The organism is Streptomyces sp. GbtcB6 (assembly GCF_019091475.1).
Taxonomy (GTDB): domain Bacteria; phylum Actinomycetota; class Actinomycetes; order Streptomycetales; family Streptomycetaceae; genus Streptomyces; species Streptomyces hyaluromycini.
In genome coordinates, this window is record NZ_JAGXJL010000005.1 from 305,359 (window position 1) to 321,551 (window position 16,193).

Consider the following 16,193-nt stretch of genomic DNA (forward strand, 5'->3'; position numbering starts at 1 on the left):
GCGGCTCCTCATGGGTGTAGGCGGAGGCAAGAGCACCATAACTCCGAGTGCCAGAGTTGGGGACCCCGGCGGCACTCAGTGCCACACTCCTCGCCATCCTCCGGTGCCGCACAGAGCGATACGGCAAGATGACCGAGTGACCGATCGTGACGCCGCCGCCTCCGACGACCCCATCATCGACCCCGCCGCGATGCGCAAGCACTACCGGGCCGAGGGACTCGAAGAGAACGACCTGGCCGCGCACCCCATGGACCAGTTCACCCGCTGGTTCGAACAGGCCGCGCGGGCGGCCGCCGACGGCATGATCTACGAACCCAACGCGATGGTCCTCGCCACCGCCGACACCGAGGGCCGCCCCAGCTCACGCACGGTCCTGATGAAGCAGTACGACACCCGCGGCTTCGTCTTCTACACCAACTACGACTCCCGCAAGGCCCAGGACCTCGCCGCGAACCCGTACGTCTCGCTGGTCTTCCCGTGGCACGCCATCGCCCGCCAGGTCGTCGTCACCGGCACCGCCCGCCGCACCGGCCGCGACGAGACCGCCGCCTACTTCCGCACCCGCCCGCACGGCTCCCAGCTCGGCGCCTGGGCCAGCACCCAGTCCACGGTCATCTACTCCCGCGCCGAACTCGACGCCTCCTACGCGGAGCTCAGCGCCCGCTACCCCGAGGGCGAACAGGTCCCGGTCCCCCCGCACTGGGGCGGCTTCCGCATCGCCCCCCAGACCGTCGAGTTCTGGCAGGGCCGCCAGAACCGCCTCCACGACCGCCTCCGCTACGTAGCCGACCCCGACGGCACCTGGCACGTGGAACGTCTCAGCCCCTGAGCCCCGCAAAAGCCCACGAAAACGCAGACGACCCGCGAGCTCAGGTCCCTCCGCCTGACGGCGAAGAAGCCGGCCGGACGTACCGGCGAGCTCGCGGGTCGGGTGACTGCATTGGATTGGGCCGGCTGCGTGTTTCGAGCGCACGCTGGTCCGGCACCGCACATCGTGTGGTGGCGAGCCGCTAGCCCGCAGCCACCTCGCGCGTCCGGGTTTCACTCATGTACCCGATCACCTCCTTTCGGCGTACGGCCACACTAAGAAGCTCCTGGGACGGACTCAACTGTTTTTTGGAGATGCTTGCGGAGGCGCTTCTCGCTGGGCGTCCTGAGCTGCTCAAAGATCTTGACGGTGGGGTGGGCCGTGGGAATGGTCGAGGGTCTCTGGAAGGCCAGGGAGATGCCGCTGCGTGACGGGCTGTACCGGCCGGACGACACTGGCCTGGAGCTGCATGTTCACGGTCCGGGGGCGTACCACCCGGATGCCGGGCAGCCGATTCCCTTCCGTGTCGGAGGACCGTTCGATGTGGCCCAGGCCATCGAAGAGCACGGCATCGAGGATGTGGACACGTATTTCGAGAGCCCGCTACCGGACGGAGCAGGATGGATGTCCGGCGGGGGCGGCGGCGGGATGGGGAACATCGGCTACCTCGCCCGTCTGAACGCCGACCGCTCGTTGCGGTGGGCCGCCGTGATGTTCCATTCCAATCCCTTCGTCGGAGTGCGCTTCCAGGGCATGAGCGCCGTCTTCACCAACGACTGGGGGAATCGGCTGCTGCTCGACCTCATGAACCCCGTTCTCGTATGACCCCGCCCGTGCCCGGGCCGGTCCTCTAGCGTTCCGGGCATGACAAAGCGCCAGGTGATTCTCAGTGGGTCTGTGTTCGAGGAGGAGATCGGGTATGCGCGGGCGGTGGTGGACGGGGACTGGGTGCATGTGTCGGGGACGACGGGGTTCGACTATGCGGCGATGACGATCTCCGAGGACGTGGTGGAGCAGGCCGAGCAGTGTCTGCGGAACATCGGGGCGGCGCTGGCGGAGGCCGGGTGTGGGTTCGGGGATGTGGTGCGGGTGCGGTATCTGCTGCCTGTGCGGGAGGACTTCGAGCCGTGCTGGCCGGTGTTGCGGCGGGTGTTCGGGGAGGTGCGGCCGGCCGCGACGATGATGGTGTGCGGGCTGTCGGATCCGCGGATGAAGATCGAGATCGAGGTTTACGCGCGGCGGTCGGCAGAAGGGGAGGGTGACGCGTGAGTGATCTTCGAGTGGTCCTCGTCGGCGGCGCCGAGGCGCTGGAGGAGTGGCGGTATGTGCACAACGTGGTTGTGCCGCCCGCTGCGATGTCGGCGGTGGAGGCGGGGGAGCGGCTTGCGCGGGGGTATCGGCTGGAGAACGCGTACGACGGGGATGTGCTGGTGGGGTGTTCCACTGTGCGGCCTGCCGTCGACGGGGTGGTGACGGTGATCGCGCGGGTGTTGCCGGAGTTTCGGGGGCGGGGGTTTGGTGCGGCCCTGTATGAGCATGCGCTTGCCTACGCGCGTGCGCAGAGTGCCGAGGTCGTCGAGACGTGTGTGCTGGGCGTCAATGAGGACGGGCTGCGGTTTGCCCGGCGGTACGGGTTTGCCGAGGTCGAGCGGTATGTGCTGGACGGGGAGAGCGACGAGTGGGTGGATCTGCGGCTCGTGCTGTGACGGGCGGCGGGTGTCGGCTTGCAACGATTCCCTCAATCTTGTGGGAACACAGTGTGGGCTGCGTCACGTTCGAGTTGAATGAAGGGCAGCGAGTGAACCGACGCGCCGTGCGTGCGGACGCAGCCTGATGGGGGTCCAGGTGAGTGCTTCCCGGCGTAGTGGGGCCACGGACGAGCTGGGGCCCGACGAGCCCGAGCCGGAACCGGAGCGGGATGCTCCGGAGGACTCGGGCGGCTCCGACCTGCTCGCCGCGCTGCTCGACGGCATGGACGCGGCGCTGTGCGCCTTCGACGCCGACGGATTTGTCACGCACTGGAACCGTGAGGCCGAGCGGATCCTGGGGTGGACGGCGGCCGAGGCGGTGGGCCGGCACGGGTTCGCCGGGTGGGCGGTGCGTGAGGCGGACGCGGATGAGGTCGAGGGGCGGCTGTTGTCCGCCATGCACGCTCCCGGGCGCCAGGTGCACGAGTTCGCGCTGCTCACCAAGGACGGCGGGCGGGTCCTCGTCCGGACGCAGTCGGCGGCCGTGCGCGGGCCGGACGGCAAGCCGGCGGGTGTGTACTGCGCGTTCAGCGAGGTGCACGCGCAGATCGACCTGGAGCGGTCCATCGCGCTCAGTGAGGCCCTGTTCGAGGACGCTGCCTGGGGTGTCGTCCTCGTCGACGCCGATCTGCGGCCCGCCGTCGTCAACGCGCATGCCGCGCGGGCGCTCGGTATCGGGCGTACGTCGGCGCTCGGGCGGCCGCTGGGGGAGTTGCTCGCGCTGGGCGTGGAGGACCTGGAGAGCGCGCTCACGCATGTGCTGGCCGAGGGGGCGCCGCCCGCGCCGGCCGAGATGTGGGTGAGCGTGCGGACGCCGGAGGGCGAGCAGCGGCGCTGCTGGCGGTCCGGGTTCCTGCGGCTGGCGTCGCCGCTCGCGGAGGAGCCGGTGCCGCTCGGGGTGGGCTGGCTGTTCCTGGACGTCACGGAGGCCAAGCACGCCGAGCAGGAGGCGGCCATGCTGCGGTTCCGTGCCAACCAGCTGCATCGTGCGGCCCGTGCGGCGGCCGAGTGCGAGGACCCGGCGGAGGCGGCGACCGTCCATCTGGACTTCGCGCTGGCCGGGTTCGCCGACCATGCGGTGATCGACCGGGTGGTGGGCGGTTCCCGGGCCGACGGGGAGGTGGGGCCGGTCCGGCTGGTGCGGATCGCGGCCACGCCGTCCGGGACGCCGGGGCCGAGCATGCTGACGGGTGCGGCGGGGCTGCCGGTGCGCTACGAGGAGGGGCATCCGGCCTTGCAGTGCGTGGCGCGGGCCGGGAGTGTGCGGGCGGACGCCGGTTCGGTGCCGCTGGACCGGGCGCGGGCCTGGGCGCTGGACCGGCAGTGGCCCGGTGACGCGGTGCACGCGTTGTGCGCGGTACTGCGCAGCCGGGGGCGGACGCTGGGCGTCGTGACGTTCCTGCGCGGGTCGGCCCGCAACCGCTTCGAGCGCGCGGACGCGACGTACGCGGAGGACGTGGCCGTGCGCATCGCGACCGCGCTGGACCTCGCCCACCTCGCGAAGGACCGGCAGCAGTGACAGCCGTTCAGTGCTGGTAGAAGATCCGGTCGCGGTATTCCTCGAACACGCGGGCGTTCCATTCGTGGCCGCCGTCGACGTTGCCGGAGCGCAGCAGCGGGGGTTCGGTGCCGCGGTCGGCGAGGGTGGCCGCGGTGGTGGCCAGGACCGCCTGGAGCAGGGCGCTGGTGACGACCGTGGAGGCGGGCGCGAAGGGCGCCGGGATGGTGTCGAGGGTGAGCTCGGCGTCCCCGACGGAGATCTTCGAGTCGAGGACGACGTCGCAGTGGTCCTTGAGGTACGTGCCGGAGGAGTGCCGGGAGGTGGTCTCGGTGGCGTACGCCACCGATGTCACGCCGATGACCTTGATGCCGCGCCGGCGGGCCTCGACGGCCATCTCGACGGGGAGGGCGTTGCGGCCGGACAGGGAGATGATCACGAGGGCGTCGCCGGCGCGCAGGGGTGAGGTGTCGAGGACGGCGGTGGCGAGTCCGTCGACCCGTTCGAGGCGGGAGCCGAGGGTGGCGGGCATCACATCGACGCCGACGAGGCCGGGGGCGGCGAGGAGGTTCATGAGGGCGAGGCCGCCGGCGCGGTAGACGACGTCCTGGGCGGCGAGGGAGGAGTGCCCGGCGCCGAAGGCGAAGAGCCGGCCGCCGGAGGTGACGGTGTCGGCGAGGAGGGTGCCGGCGGCGGTGATGGCCTCGGCCTCCTCGTCGCGGGCCCGTTGCAGGAGGCCGATGGCGGCGTCGAAGAACAGGTCGGCGGGCGTGCCGTCGCTCATGCGGTGCCCCTTCGCAGCGTCAGCGTCAGCGTGTGTGTCGCGGATCACCCTCAGGTCTGGACCAGGTCGGTGTCAATACGGCCTGTGCGGTGCGGGGGCGTGGGGCCGGGGGGTGGGGACGCCTACGGGCGCGGCTGGGCAGCGCCCCGTAAGGGGCGTGGGGAACTGCGCGACCGGCCCCCACCGGCCCGCAGGGGAGGGCGGCCCGCACCCCCCGTTTTTCCGGTGTCCCCCGCTTGTCAGTGGGATCCGGCAGAATTGGTTGCAGGGCCAGCGCACGCCGCCGGGGTTTCCGGCAGAGGTAATCGAGGGGCACGTATGTCCGGACTGATCGACACCACGGAGATGTATCTCCGCACCATCCTCGAGCTCGAAGAGGAAGGCGTGGTCCCCATGCGCGCCCGCATCGCGGAGCGGCTCGACCAGAGTGGGCCGACGGTGAGCCAGACGGTGGCGCGGATGGAGCGGGACGGTCTGGTGTCCGTGGCCAGCGACCGCCATCTGGAGCTGACCGACGAGGGCCGCCGGCTGGCGACGCGTGTGATGCGCAAGCATCGCCTCGCCGAGTGCCTGCTGGTCGACGTGATCGGCCTGGAGTGGGAGCAGGTGCACGCCGAGGCGTGTCGCTGGGAGCATGTGATGAGCGAGGCCGTGGAGCGGCGCGTCCTGGAGCTGCTGCGGCACCCGACCGAGTCGCCGTACGGCAACCCGATCCCGGGTCTGGAGGAGCTGGGCGAGAAGGACGGCGCGGATCCGTTCCTCGACGACAGCATGGTGTCGCTGGCCGACCTGGACCCGGGCACGGACGGCAAGACGGTGGTCGTGCGCCGGATCGGCGAGCCCATCCAGACCGACGCGCAGCTGATGTACACGCTGCGGCGGGCGGGTGTGCAGCCCGGTTCGGTGGTGAGCGTGACGGAGGCGGCCGGCGGGGTGCTGGTGGGCAGCGGCGGCGAGGCGGCCGAGCTGGAGGCGGACGTCGCCTCCCACGTGTTCGTCGCCAAGCGCTGAGCGCCGCCTGCTGAGCGCCGGCCACTGAGCTCCGCCTTCTCGGCACCGTAACCGGAGCATCGTTCAACTTCCGTTGTTCGTGGGGGAGTTGAGCCCTTCTCTCGACGCCTCATCCTCGTGTGTCGAACGCGTCGAATCCAAGATTCAGTGCGCCGAATCGCAGCGCTGGAACGTTTCGCGTGCAAGGCTGTCGCGAGAGGCATATGACCTGAGGGGGGCGGGGAGGATGTGCCGAAGACGTGGATATGGACATGTGCGTGGACGTGGGATTGGCCCCGGTACCTTTCGGTACCGGGGCCTGTCCTCCCCAGTGCTGACCCGGAGCCCCGAGCTCTCAGGGTCATCCCCTCGGACCGTTTTCCCCGAGCGGCCCGCCCCCCGCAGAACAAATCCCCCCGGCGACGCCGATCATGCCTGGGGAGGGGTCACTCGAATGAGGGGTGTTGCCCGCAGGAACCCGATTTTCGAATAGAGGTTCGATAGTCTGCAGTGGTACCGAACCACCACGAAGCGATACGAGGCGACACTAGGCACGCGGAGCTAGGGGGGTGCCAGGCCCATGGCACGGCGCATCGACGTGACAGGAGCCGGCGGCGTGGACCTCGCCGCCTGGGAGTTCGCGGACCCGCCCAAGACGGAGGAGCCGGGCCACTCGTTTCCCGGCGTGCTGTTACTGCACGGCCTGATGGGCCGCGCCTCGCACTGGGCGTCCACCGCCCGCTGGCTCGCCGGGCGGCACCGTGCCGTCGCCCTCGACCAGCGCGGCCACGGCCAGAGCGACAAGCCCCCGCAGGCCGCCTACACCCGTGAGGCGTACGTCGAGGACGCCGTGGCCGCCATCGAGCAGCTGGGCCTCGCGCCGGCCGTGCTCATCGGCCACGCCATGGGCGCCCTGACCGCCTGGCAGCTCGCCGCGAAACGCCCCGAGCTGGTGCGGGGCCTGATCATCTGCGACATGCGCGCCTCCGCACTCGGCGCGGCCTCGCAACGCGAGTGGGCCGACTGGTTCAAGTCCTGGCCCGTTCCCTTCGCCACGCTCGCCGACGTACGCAAGTGGTTCGGCGAGGACGATCCCTGGGTGGAGCGGCCGAACCCGGCGCGCGGGGAGTTCTACGCCGAGGTGATGCACGAGTGCGCCGACGGCTGGCGGCCCGTGTTCGACCCCGACCAGATGCTGAAGTCCCGCGAGACCTGGGTGTACGACGCGCACTGGGAGGAGCTGGCCCAGGTGCCGTGCCCCACGCTGGTCGTGCGCGGGGTGGACGGGGAGCTGGGGCGGGCGGAGGCGCAGGAGATGGTTCGGGTGCTTCCCCGAGGGGAGTACGCCGAAGTGGCGGACGCCGGGCATCTGTTGCCTTATGACCGGCCGGAGGCCTGGCGGGCGGCGGTCGAGCCGTTTCTTGATCGGGTGGGGGAGTGAAGAGCGCCTACTGGGCAGGGGGATGAGCGATTTCGGCGGGTGCGGGTGCGTTGTGGTTGCTCGCGCAGTTCCCCGCGCCCCTGAAGGGGCGCGTGTTCTGCCGTCGGCTGCCAGGCGGTAGCCGCGAGTCGATACAGTCCCGTGCCCCTGAAGGGGCGCGCTGCCGCTAGCCCTTGCTGACAGCGAGCAGGATCTCCGGCAAGCAGGCCGCCGTCCGTGGGGCCGCCAGTCGCAGGCCCGCCCATGTGATCGTCGCCCCGTAGGCCGCCCCCGTCGGCAGCAGCAGCCAGGTCCACTGCTCGCCGCCCGCGCTCGCGTTCAGCGCGATCGTCAGGGCGATGACCGGGGAGCTCAGCAGGGCCGCCGCGACCATGCCGCCGAAGATCGCGATGCAGGCCAGGCCGGTCTGGCCGGGGGCGACGTTGCGGTGGCCCTCCTGGGGGATGGAGTAGGGGAAGCGGGCGGAGGTCCAGGCGCCGGTCGCCAGCATCGCGCCGAGCAGGGCGAAGGAGAGGCCGAGCACCTCGGGCAGCCGGGGCCAGTCGCCCAGCAAGGCCGTGGTCAGGACGGTCACCAGCGCGGTGTACGGCAGGGTGATCACCAGCAGGGCCAGTGCCCGCCCGCGCAGTTCGACGTAGGCGTCCCGCGCGGACGAGACGGTCATCGCGACCATCCAGAAGGCGGAGGTGTCCTGCCCGAACTGGTTGTACATCTGGATGCCGAGCATCCCGGCGGCGAAGCACGCGAAGTAGATCGACCCGGTGCCCTGCAGGGCGTTGAAGACGGGCACGATCAGGCCGATGGCCAGCGAGGTCACCCAGGCGGCCTTGGTCTTGGGGTCGCGCCAGACGTAGCGCAGGCTGCGCGCCATGACCGTACCGGTGCGTCCGCCGGGCAGCAGCCGTCCGAGACCGCCGCCCGCGGACGAACGGCCCCGGTCGGCCGCCTCGGGCGCCTGGAGCGTGGAACCGTCGGGTGCGGTCATCAGCCGGGTCAGCGTCCGCGCCCAGGCGCCGACGAGCAGCGCCAGCGCGGCCAGGGACAGGCCGAGTTGGAGGGCAGCGGTCCCGTACGAACCCTCGCTCGCCGAGTGCACCGCGCCGATCGCCGACGCGGGCGGCAGCCATCGCACCACGTCGGCCACCGGCGCGAGCCTTCCGAGGCCTGCCGAACCGAGGCTCTGGGCGCCGAAGTTGACGAGCTGTGCCCCGACGGCGATGACCAGGCCGCTCAGGACGGCCAGGTCACGTCCCCTGCGGCTGCTGAGCAGCCGTACGTTCGCGGCGGCCACGGCGCGCGCGAGGGCCACGCAGACCAGCAGTGCGAGGGGTACGGCGACCACCGCGACGCCGTGGCCGGCCGCACCGTGCGCCACCGCCACCGCGCAGCCCACCAGCAGCAACAGGCTGAACAGGGGGCCGATACCGACCAGCGAGGCGGCCAGCAGGGCCCGTACCAGCGGCCGGGGCCGCAGCGGGAGCATCACCAGCCGGGTCGGGTCCAGGGTCTCGTCGCCGCCCGGGAAGAACAGCGGCATCACCGCCCACCCCAGCGCCAGCACGGCGGCCCCCAGCACCGCCACCGCGTCCGCGTGCGCATGCCCGCGCAGCAGGACCAGGCCCAGCAGCTGCAGTACCGCGAACAGCAGCGCGACGACCGCCGACGCGACGAAAGCGGCCCGTCGGCCGCCGGACTGCCGCAGCCCGTTGCGCAGCAGCGACAGCTTCAGCCGTACGACGGTGGCGGTCACGTCCGTCATCGGGCCGCACCGCCGCCCAGCCAGTCCAGGTCGGAGGCCGCGTCCCGGCCGCGAGCCCCGACCAGTTCCAGGAACGCGGCCTGCAGGGTGGGATGCGCCCCGCGCACTTCTTCCAGCGTCCCCGTCGCGCGGATCCGCCCGGCCGCCAACACCGCGACCCAGTCGCACAGCGACTCGACGAGCTCCATCACGTGGGAGGAGAAGACGACGGTCGCGCCGGAGCCGGTGTACCGCTCCAGCACGCCCCGGATGGTCTGCGCGGACACCGGGTCGACGCCCTCGAACGGCTCGTCCAGGAAGAGGACTTCGGGGTTGTGGAGGAGAGCGGCGGCGAGCCCGATCTTCTTGCGCATGCCGGTCGAGTAGTCGACGACGAGTTTGTGCTGGGCTCCCGCGAGGTCGAGCACGTCCAGGAGTTGGGTGGCCCGCTTGTCGACCTCGGCGCCGGGCAGGCCGCGCAGCCGGCCGGAGTAGCCGAGCAGTTCGCGTCCGGAGAGCCGTTCGAAGAGGCGGAGGCCTTCGGGGAGGACGCCGATGCGAGCCTTCACGGCGACCGGGTCCCGCCACACGTCGTGGCCGACGACCTCCACGGAGCCCTGGTCCGGGCGCAGCAGCCCGGTCACCATGGAGAGAGTGGTGGTCTTGCCTGCGCCATTGGGTCCGACCAGCCCGACGAACTTACCGGCGGGCAGCGACAGATCGATCCCGCCGACGGCCACCTGTTGCCCAAACCGCTTCCAGAGCCCACGAACACGCACGGCATCGGTCATGGATGAACCCTATGGGGCGGCGAGGTTTTGAGGGTGGGGTGGGTGGGGGCTGGGGCGGGGGTTTCGCTTACCGGCGCCGGCAGGGTGCCGCTGCGCCCACCCGTGCCGCCCTGCGGCACGCCTGCCCGCAGCTACGACGTGCCCCGTAAGGGGCGCGGGGAACTGCTCGATCGGCCACGACGCACCCGCAGCCGCTCACAACACAGCACCCGGCAGCCCAATAGGCGCTACCGGTCCCGCCCGCACGCATAAGCCAGCGGCGAGATCAATTCCTCCGCATCCGGCAGCCACCGGTTCGCCGCAGTCGGCCGGCACGCCCACTGCACCGCCCCCCGCGACCCGTACCGCGTCGGCGGCGCCGGCACGTACGCCCCCTCCCCGAGCGCCGTGAGGTCCAGCGACGCCGGTGACCAGCCGATCTTCCGTACCAGGTCCGGCACCTTCACCGACGCGCCCGGCAGCACGAAGAACTGCATCCGGCGGTCGGGGGTCAGGGTCACCGGCCCCAGCGTCAGCTCCATCCGCTCCATGCGCGCCAGCGCGAGAAACCCGGCCGTCTCCGGGACGGACAGCGCGTCGAAGGTCCGTCCCGTCGGCAGCAGGATCGACGCCGTCGGCTGCTTCTGCCACATCCGGCGCGCCACCGTCGCACTACCGGTGGCCTGCGTCGCCCAGTCCGGGCGCGCTGCGTGCGCGCCGGGCGCGACGCACGCGACCTCACCACAGGAACAGCGTTGCACCCCCTCGGCCGCTTCCAGCCAGGTGCCCGGGAAGACGTCCCAGTGGCGCTCCTCGGCGTAGCGTACGGCGGTCTCCAGCAGCGATTCCCCACGCTGCTTCGGAATCTGAGCGGCTTCGGTGCCCACGATCGTCTCTTCCACGCTCAACACAACTCCCGCACCCACCTGGAGTTACGGGCGTAGCGCGCGCGGGGGAGGAGCATCTTTTCCGTAACTGGGGCGCATGGATGCACGTGTGGGGGCGCGCAGGAGGAACCGGGGCGTGAGCGGGTAGTCACACGTGGGGGGTTGGCGGCGGTCGTACCCGTGGTTCCGCTGCTTTTACCCGGCAATCCTCGCATGTCCCGCATTTTCGGTATGTCCGCTGGGCAGTGATCGCAAAGGCCGGATCTTTTCCCTACAGGGAGTTCGCAGGGGGTACGCCATGGCCGCAAGGCCGCTTGTCGCGCGGCAGCCGAACGAACGGTTGCAGGCGCTCATCCAGGAGGCGGGGTGCTCGAACGCCGGGCTCGCCCGCCGGGTCAACATGTGCGGCGCGGAGCACGGTCTCGACCTCCGGTACGACAAGACGTCCGTGGCGCGCTGGCTGCGCGGCCAGCAGCCGCGGGGCCGGGCGCCCGCGATCATCGCCGAGGCGCTGGGCCGCAAGCTGGGTCGTACGGTCACGATCGACGAGATCGGCATGGCCAACGGCAAGAACCTCGCGTCGGGCGTCGGTCTCCAGTTCTCGCCGACGGTGCTGGGGGCCATCGAGCAGGTCTGCGAGCTGTGGCGCAGTGACGTGGGGCGCCGGGACTTCCTGTCCGGTTCCTCGGTCGCCGCGTCCGCGCTGGTGGAGCCCAGCCGGGACTGGCTGATCTCGGCGCCGGACGCGCAGGTGGCGCGGCAGGCGGGGCCGCGGGTCGGGCAGTCGGACGTCGCGGCGGTGAAGGCCATGACACAGGCGCTCACCGACCTCGACCACCAGTTCGGCAGCGGGCATGTGCGCCCGGTCGTCGTGCACTACCTCAACAGCGTCGTCTCCGGACTGCTGGCCGGCTCCTACCGGGAGTCAGTGGGGCGGGAGTTGTTCGCCGCCGTCGCCCGGCTCACCGAGCTCGCCGGGTACATGGCCGTCGACACCGGCCAGCCCGGGCTCGCCCAGCGGTACTACATCCAGTCGCTGCGCCTCGCGCAGGCGGCCGGCGACCGTGGCTACGGCGGTTATGTGCTCGCCTCCTCCATGAGCCACCTCGCCGCGCAGCTCGGAAACCCGCGCGAGATCTCCCAGTTGGCGCGGGCGGCGCAGGAGGGGGCGCGGGGTCGCGTGACCCCGCGCGCGGAGGCGATGTTCTTCGCGGCCGAGGCCCGTGGCCACGCCCTGCTGGGCGATGTGCGGTCGGCGCAGCTGGCGTCCGGGCGGGCGGTGTCGGCGATGGAGGCGGCCGATCCGGCGTCCGGGGACGACCCGGCGTGGATCAGGCACTTCGACGAGGCCTACCTGGCCGACGAGCTGGCGCACTGCCACCGTGACCTGGGCCAGGCCGAGGCGGCCGCCAGGTGTGCGCAGCAGTCGCTGGACGGGCACCCGGAGACCCGGGCGCGGCGCCGCGCGATCGGCTATGTGCTCCTCGCCACGGCGCAGGTGCAGCAGCGCGAGATCGAACAGGCCTGTGCGACCGGGACGAAGGCGGTGGAGCTGCTGGAGACGGTCCGCTCCAACCGGGGCGCCGAGTACCTGGAGGACTTCCAGCTGCGGCTGGAGCCGTTCCGGGACGAACCGGTGGTCAGGGAGTTCGGAGCGCGCCTGGATCTGCAGGCCGCCGCATGAATTCCTGCCCCGCGGCTGCATGAACGTGTGGGAAACCACACGTTGCCGCTCAAGAAGTGGCATATACAGCGCACCGCGGGGCGGTTCTGTTACTGCTGTCACAAGGAACAAGATCGCGCCCTTGGCTGCGTGGCACCTGGCTGAGGGGACCCGGTAGCGTGAGCCGACGATTCACAAGGTCCCCCATTAGTAGGAGTCCCGGTGACGCAGAGTGGACAGGGCGAGCCCGCGCGCGAAGGCATCGTGCTGCCCTCCGACGGTGGCGAGCCCCTGCTGCCGGGTATGACGGGCAGCCCCGTCCCCGCCGCGCAGCCGCCCGCCCCGGCCGCCGCGCCGTCCGAGGGTCAGTCCTGGGGCCAGCCGTGGGGCCCCGGCCACCAGCAGAGCCCGCAGCCCCAGCCGGACGGCCAGGGCTGGCCGCAGGCGGCCGGCCAGGAGTGGGCCGCCCCTGAGCACCAGCTGCCGCCCGCCTGGAACGCCCAGTCGCACGCCGCCCAGGCCCAGGCCGCGCAGGCCCCCGGTTCCGGTGCGCTTCCGCCGGAGGGGGCGCCGGCCCCGTCGTACGGCGGCTACGAGCAGTCGTACGGCTACGGCGCCCAGCCCCAGCAGTCGTACGGCGCCCCGCTGCCCCCGGCCGCCGGCCAGGACCCCTACGGCGCTCCGGGCGCCGCGCTGCCGCCCGCCGTCCCGCAGGGGGGCCACGGTGGCTACGGCGGTGCGCTGCCGCCCGCCGACGAGGGCGCCACCCAGTACATACCGCCGGTGCCCGCCGCGCCGATGGACGAGGGCGCCACGCAGTACATACCGCCGGTGCCCGCCGCGCCGATGGACGAGGGCGCCACGCAGTACATACCGCCGGTCCCGGCGGCCTCCGAGGGCGCCACCCAGCTGATCCCGCCGGTGGGCGCCGGTGCGCTGCCGCCGGAGATGTCCCACGGGCAGACCGCCTTCCACGGCGGGCCGCCCGCCCCGGCGGCGCACTCCGACGCCGACGCCACGCAGTACATCGCGCCGTACCCGGCCGGTGGCCCGCAGGGCGGCGGCGCCGACCGGCAGCCGCCCGCCGAGTTCGACAACCTCTTCCGCAGCGGGCCGGGCGGCGAGCCCCCGGCCGCGGCCACGGCCTATCTGCCGCGCTTCCAGGAGCAGCCCCAGAGCGGCTACCAGCAGCCGCCGGCGTACACCCCGCCCCCGACGTCGTACGACCACCACGACGACGACGGTGGCGGCCGGGGCGGTCGCGGCAGGTCGAAGGTGCCGCTGATCGCGGCCGTCGGGATCGGCATCGCGGTGCTCGGCATCGGCGCCGGTGCCCTGCTCAGCGGGGGCGGCGGGGGCTCGGACGACGCCAACAAGACGGTGGCCGCGTCCGCCTCGGCCACCGACGGGTCCTCCTCGGCCGCGGCCGACCCCGCGAAGGCGCAGGCCGTCGCCCTGGACAAGCTGCTCGCCGACAGCGGCAGCAGCCGGGCCTCGGTGATCAACGCCGTCGCCCAGGTGAAGCAGTGCAAGGACCTGGACGGCTCGGCCTCCGACCTGCGCAACGCCGCCCAGCAGCGCACCGAGCTGGTCACCCGGCTGTCGAAGCTGGCCGTCGACAAGCTGCCGGACAACGCCGAGCTGAGCACCGCCCTCACCAAGGCCTGGCAGGCCTCCGCGAACGCCGACAACCACTACGCGGCCTGGGCCGACCAGGCCAAGGGCAAGCACGGCTGCCGCAAGGGCCAGGCCCGCACCACCGGCCAGACCGCCGCCGGCAACCGCGAGAGCGGCACCGCCAGCAGCCAGAAGGTGAAGGCGGCCGCGCTGTGGAACACGATCGCGAGCAAGTACGGCCTGACCCAGCGGCAGCCGACCCAGCTGTGACGGCCGGGCCGCACGCGGGGGTCAGCTGAGGTCGGCGTTCTCCAGGACCTTGGTCATGTCCAGGGCCTCCTTGTTCGCCGACTGCAGCAGACCGCCCTTGACCGTCTGGACGTTCACGTCGGCGTTGACCAGCCGGGCGAAGCCGGCCGCGGCCAGCTTGCCCTGGTAGGGCCAGCTCAGGGACGGGGTGAGGCCGCCGGTGGAGACCTTCAGGCCGTCGTTGAGGGTGTGCCGCACACTGTCGGCGCTGACCTCGCCGTCGCCGATCTTCTCCAGCGCGGCGGTGAGGACCTTGTAGGCGATCCAGGTGGTCTGCACCCCGGCGTCGGCCGGATCGATCCGGTTGTCGCCGAAGGCCTCCTTGCTGATGACCTTCTTCATCCCGTCCCAGCGCGAGTCCGAGGCCACCGGGTACCAGCCGGTGATGTACGACCCCTCGTACGGGCCGGACGCGCCGCCGGTGGAGTTGATCACCGTCTGGTCGACGCTGCCGACCTCGGCGGCCGTCTTCACCTTCGGGTAGTCCTGGCGGGCGCGCTGGAAGTTGTCCATGAAGGTGGCCGTGCGGTCACCCAGCTCGGGCACCACACAGCCCGTCTTCAGCGAGTCCGAGGTGGCGCTCTCCAGCGCCTTCTGCGACTGCTGGTCGTACTCGGTGAGGTCCTCGGCCGCGAGCTGGTCGATCGCCTTGGCGTGGCTGCCCGCCTGCAGGCCCGAGTCGAGCAGCTGGGGCAGCTGGTCGCCGGCGATGCTGTCCGGGCGGACCAGGGTGACCGGGCCGCAGGACTCGGCCAGCGCCTCCCCGAGTCCGGCCAGCAGGGTGAGCGAGCCGCCGTTGACCGGGTAGGAGACGGGGCTGGTGAACTCCTCGTTGGTCGCCCCGTAGCCGCCTATGTAGGGGATGGCCGCGCCCTCCAGCGGGGCGAAGTAGGAGTCGCCGAACTGGCTGTAGGAGCCGACCACGGCGACGACGTTCTCGTCGACCGCCCGCTGGGCGCAGGTCGCGGCGCCCACGCTGCTGTTGTGGTCGTTGCAGGTGACGAGCTTGAGCTTGCGGCCGTGGATGCCGCCCTCGGAGTTGATCCACTTGACGTAGGCGGAGGCCATGGCGGGCATGCCGGGCTTGTTGGTGGCGCTGGTCCCCTGCGGCGCCCAGGTCATCACCTTGATCGCGTCGTCCGTCGAGGTCGACATCCCTGGGATGGCACCGCAGCCGGCGGCGAGCGACGCACACGCGGTCATGGCCACCGCGGACAGGGCCGTGGCTCTGACACGCCGGTGGGCCGCGGGAAGGACGCTGCTGACGGTGGTGCTGAGGATGGGGCGCCTGCCGGTCATGAACATGCACGATTCCGCCACATCACTAACCGGGAAGTGACCCATGGTCAACGAACAGTGACGTGAAGGTGAATTGCGGGGGCTCGATTAAGGGCGTGTGACGAGGAACGTACGATCGATGACCGTGCAAGGTTCGGAGAACTCTTCCCGTCGCGGCCGTCGCTCCTCCACCATGGGCGGCATGCCACTCAATGACATGCCGTGGTGGCGCTGGCGCAGCAATGTGCGCTCCGCGCTGCACATGCTCTCCGACCCGGACTTCCAGCGGAACGTCTGGCTGGCCGGCCAGGACGGGTACGGCGACGTGACCGACGCGGTCTACCGGCTGGTCGAGGACACCTGGCTGGACAGCTGGTCCGCGGAGAAGTACGTCGGGACGATATTCCGCGACTCGCAGGAGGCGGCGCTCGTCGACACCGCCGTGCTGCGGGTGCTGCGGATCATGCACCAGGTCGGGCCGGACGCGCCGGTCTCCGCCTACCTCGACCACCAGGCGTGGCCGGACGCGGTCCGGGCGGCCCGGGACGCGCACATACGCCTGGCGGCGAGTGACGGCGACGACCCGGACGCCCCGCCGCGCACCCTCGAGGTGCTGCGGATCATGACGCGGGCGGCCTGAGTCCGCGAAGCGGACGCCGACT

At 71.7% G+C, this 16,193-nt stretch carries 15 protein-coding genes; 10 read left to right on the forward strand and 5 right to left on the reverse strand.

Going from position 1 to position 16,193, the window contains the following annotated elements; genetic code table 11:
• Positions 1 to 136: 136 nt before the first annotated feature.
• From pdxH to KVT45_RS11805, 5 genes are all read left to right on the forward strand, one after another.
• The gene (gene pdxH, locus KVT45_RS11785; RefSeq protein WP_308310704.1) at positions 137 to 829 is read left to right on the forward strand and encodes a pyridoxamine 5'-phosphate oxidase; all 693 of its coding nucleotides are present in this window, start codon (positions 137 to 139) and stop codon (positions 827 to 829) included.
• 366 nt (positions 830 to 1,195) lie between these two features.
• Positions 1,196 to 1,633 (forward strand): hypothetical protein, encoded by a 438-nt coding sequence (locus KVT45_RS11790; RefSeq protein WP_254646667.1) that lies wholly within the window; start codon positions 1,196 to 1,198, stop codon positions 1,631 to 1,633.
• Between the two features lie 39 nt (positions 1,634 to 1,672).
• The gene (locus KVT45_RS11795) at positions 1,673 to 2,077 is read left to right on the forward strand and encodes a RidA family protein (RefSeq protein ID WP_217546643.1); all 405 of its coding nucleotides are present in this window, start codon (positions 1,673 to 1,675) and stop codon (positions 2,075 to 2,077) included.
• Positions 2,074 to 2,514 (forward strand): GNAT family N-acetyltransferase, encoded by a 441-nt coding sequence (locus tag KVT45_RS11800; RefSeq protein ID WP_308310705.1) that lies wholly within the window; start codon positions 2,074 to 2,076, stop codon positions 2,512 to 2,514. The genes KVT45_RS11795 and KVT45_RS11800 overlap by 4 nt, the downstream gene beginning before the upstream one ends.
• A gap of 139 nt (positions 2,515 to 2,653) precedes the next feature.
• Complete coding sequence (locus tag KVT45_RS11805; RefSeq protein WP_308310706.1) at positions 2,654 to 4,075, forward strand: PAS domain-containing protein; 1,422 nt, start codon at positions 2,654 to 2,656, stop codon at positions 4,073 to 4,075.
• 7 nt (positions 4,076 to 4,082) lie between these two features.
• On the opposite strand, the gene KVT45_RS11810 is transcribed toward KVT45_RS11805, so the two are convergent.
• The gene (locus KVT45_RS11810; protein WP_217546646.1) at positions 4,083 to 4,838 is read right to left on the reverse strand and encodes an SIS domain-containing protein; all 756 of its coding nucleotides are present in this window, start codon (positions 4,836 to 4,838) and stop codon (positions 4,083 to 4,085) included.
• Between the two features lie 318 nt (positions 4,839 to 5,156).
• On the opposite strand from KVT45_RS11810, the gene KVT45_RS11815 reads away from it, so the two are divergent.
• Both KVT45_RS11815 and KVT45_RS11820 read left to right on the forward strand, forming a co-directional pair.
• Positions 5,157 to 5,849: a metal-dependent transcriptional regulator gene (locus tag KVT45_RS11815; protein ID WP_217546648.1), complete on the forward strand. Its 693-nt coding sequence runs from the start codon at positions 5,157 to 5,159 to the stop codon at positions 5,847 to 5,849.
• A gap of 559 nt (positions 5,850 to 6,408) precedes the next feature.
• Positions 6,409 to 7,269 (forward strand): alpha/beta fold hydrolase, encoded by an 861-nt coding sequence (locus KVT45_RS11820; RefSeq protein ID WP_217546649.1) that lies wholly within the window; start codon positions 6,409 to 6,411, stop codon positions 7,267 to 7,269.
• Positions 7,270 to 7,435: 166 nt separating this feature from the next.
• On the opposite strand, the gene KVT45_RS11825 is transcribed toward KVT45_RS11820, so the two are convergent.
• The 3 genes from KVT45_RS11825 to KVT45_RS11835 all read right to left on the reverse strand — a co-directional run bounded on the left by KVT45_RS11825 (position 7,436) and on the right by KVT45_RS11835 (position 10,688).
• Positions 7,436 to 9,028: a transporter gene (locus KVT45_RS11825; RefSeq protein ID WP_217546651.1), complete on the reverse strand. Its 1,593-nt coding sequence runs from the start codon at positions 9,026 to 9,028 to the stop codon at positions 7,436 to 7,438.
• Positions 9,025 to 9,798 (reverse strand): ABC transporter ATP-binding protein, encoded by a 774-nt coding sequence (locus KVT45_RS11830; RefSeq protein WP_217546652.1) that lies wholly within the window; start codon positions 9,796 to 9,798, stop codon positions 9,025 to 9,027. Before KVT45_RS11830 ends, KVT45_RS11825 begins: the two co-directional genes overlap by 4 nt.
• A 227-nt stretch (positions 9,799 to 10,025) precedes the next feature.
• Positions 10,026 to 10,688, reverse strand: coding sequence for a bifunctional DNA primase/polymerase (locus KVT45_RS11835; protein WP_217546654.1), 663 nt, complete (start codon positions 10,686 to 10,688; stop codon positions 10,026 to 10,028).
• A gap of 274 nt (positions 10,689 to 10,962) precedes the next feature.
• Here KVT45_RS11835 and KVT45_RS11840 point away from each other — a divergent pair, with 274 nt between their 5' ends.
• On the forward strand, positions 10,963 to 12,348 hold the full coding sequence (locus tag KVT45_RS11840; RefSeq protein ID WP_217546656.1) for a transcriptional regulator: 1,386 nt from the start codon (positions 10,963 to 10,965) through the stop codon (positions 12,346 to 12,348).
• Positions 12,349 to 12,549: 201 nt separating this feature from the next.
• The gene (locus tag KVT45_RS11845) at positions 12,550 to 14,214 is read left to right on the forward strand and encodes a hypothetical protein (RefSeq protein WP_217546658.1); all 1,665 of its coding nucleotides are present in this window, start codon (positions 12,550 to 12,552) and stop codon (positions 14,212 to 14,214) included.
• A gap of 21 nt (positions 14,215 to 14,235) precedes the next feature.
• Here the strand turns inward: KVT45_RS11845 and KVT45_RS11850 are convergent, their stop codons facing one another.
• Positions 14,236 to 15,552, reverse strand: a complete 1,317-nt coding sequence (locus KVT45_RS11850; RefSeq protein WP_217546659.1) for an ABC transporter substrate-binding protein — start codon at positions 15,550 to 15,552, stop codon at positions 14,236 to 14,238.
• A gap of 118 nt (positions 15,553 to 15,670) precedes the next feature.
• Between KVT45_RS11850 and KVT45_RS11855 the strand changes: the two genes are divergently transcribed.
• Complete coding sequence (locus tag KVT45_RS11855) at positions 15,671 to 16,171, forward strand: hypothetical protein (RefSeq protein ID WP_089101925.1); 501 nt, start codon at positions 15,671 to 15,673, stop codon at positions 16,169 to 16,171.
• Positions 16,172 to 16,193 lie beyond the last annotated feature (22 nt).

Coding starts and splice junctions, on each gene's coding strand:
- KVT45_RS11790 (WP_254646667.1), top strand. CDS start 1,196: ATGGTCGAGGGTCTCTGGAAGGCCAGGGAGATGCCGCTGCGTGACGGG.
- KVT45_RS11795 (WP_217546643.1), top strand. CDS start 1,673: ATGACAAAGCGCCAGGTGATTCTCAGTGGGTCTGTGTTCGAGGAGGAG.
- KVT45_RS11810 (WP_217546646.1), bottom strand. CDS start 4,838: ATGAGCGACGGCACGCCCGCCGACCTGTTCTTCGACGCCGCCATCGGC.
- KVT45_RS11815 (WP_217546648.1), top strand. CDS start 5,157: ATGTCCGGACTGATCGACACCACGGAGATGTATCTCCGCACCATCCTC.
- KVT45_RS11820 (WP_217546649.1), top strand. CDS start 6,409: ATGGCACGGCGCATCGACGTGACAGGAGCCGGCGGCGTGGACCTCGCC.
- KVT45_RS11825 (WP_217546651.1), bottom strand. CDS start 9,028: ATGACGGACGTGACCGCCACCGTCGTACGGCTGAAGCTGTCGCTGCTG.
- KVT45_RS11830 (WP_217546652.1), bottom strand. CDS start 9,798: ATGACCGATGCCGTGCGTGTTCGTGGGCTCTGGAAGCGGTTTGGGCAA.
- KVT45_RS11840 (WP_217546656.1), top strand. CDS start 10,963: ATGGCCGCAAGGCCGCTTGTCGCGCGGCAGCCGAACGAACGGTTGCAG.
- KVT45_RS11850 (WP_217546659.1), bottom strand. CDS start 15,552: ATGACCGGCAGGCGCCCCATCCTCAGCACCACCGTCAGCAGCGTCCTT.
- KVT45_RS11855 (WP_089101925.1), top strand. CDS start 15,671: ATGACCGTGCAAGGTTCGGAGAACTCTTCCCGTCGCGGCCGTCGCTCC.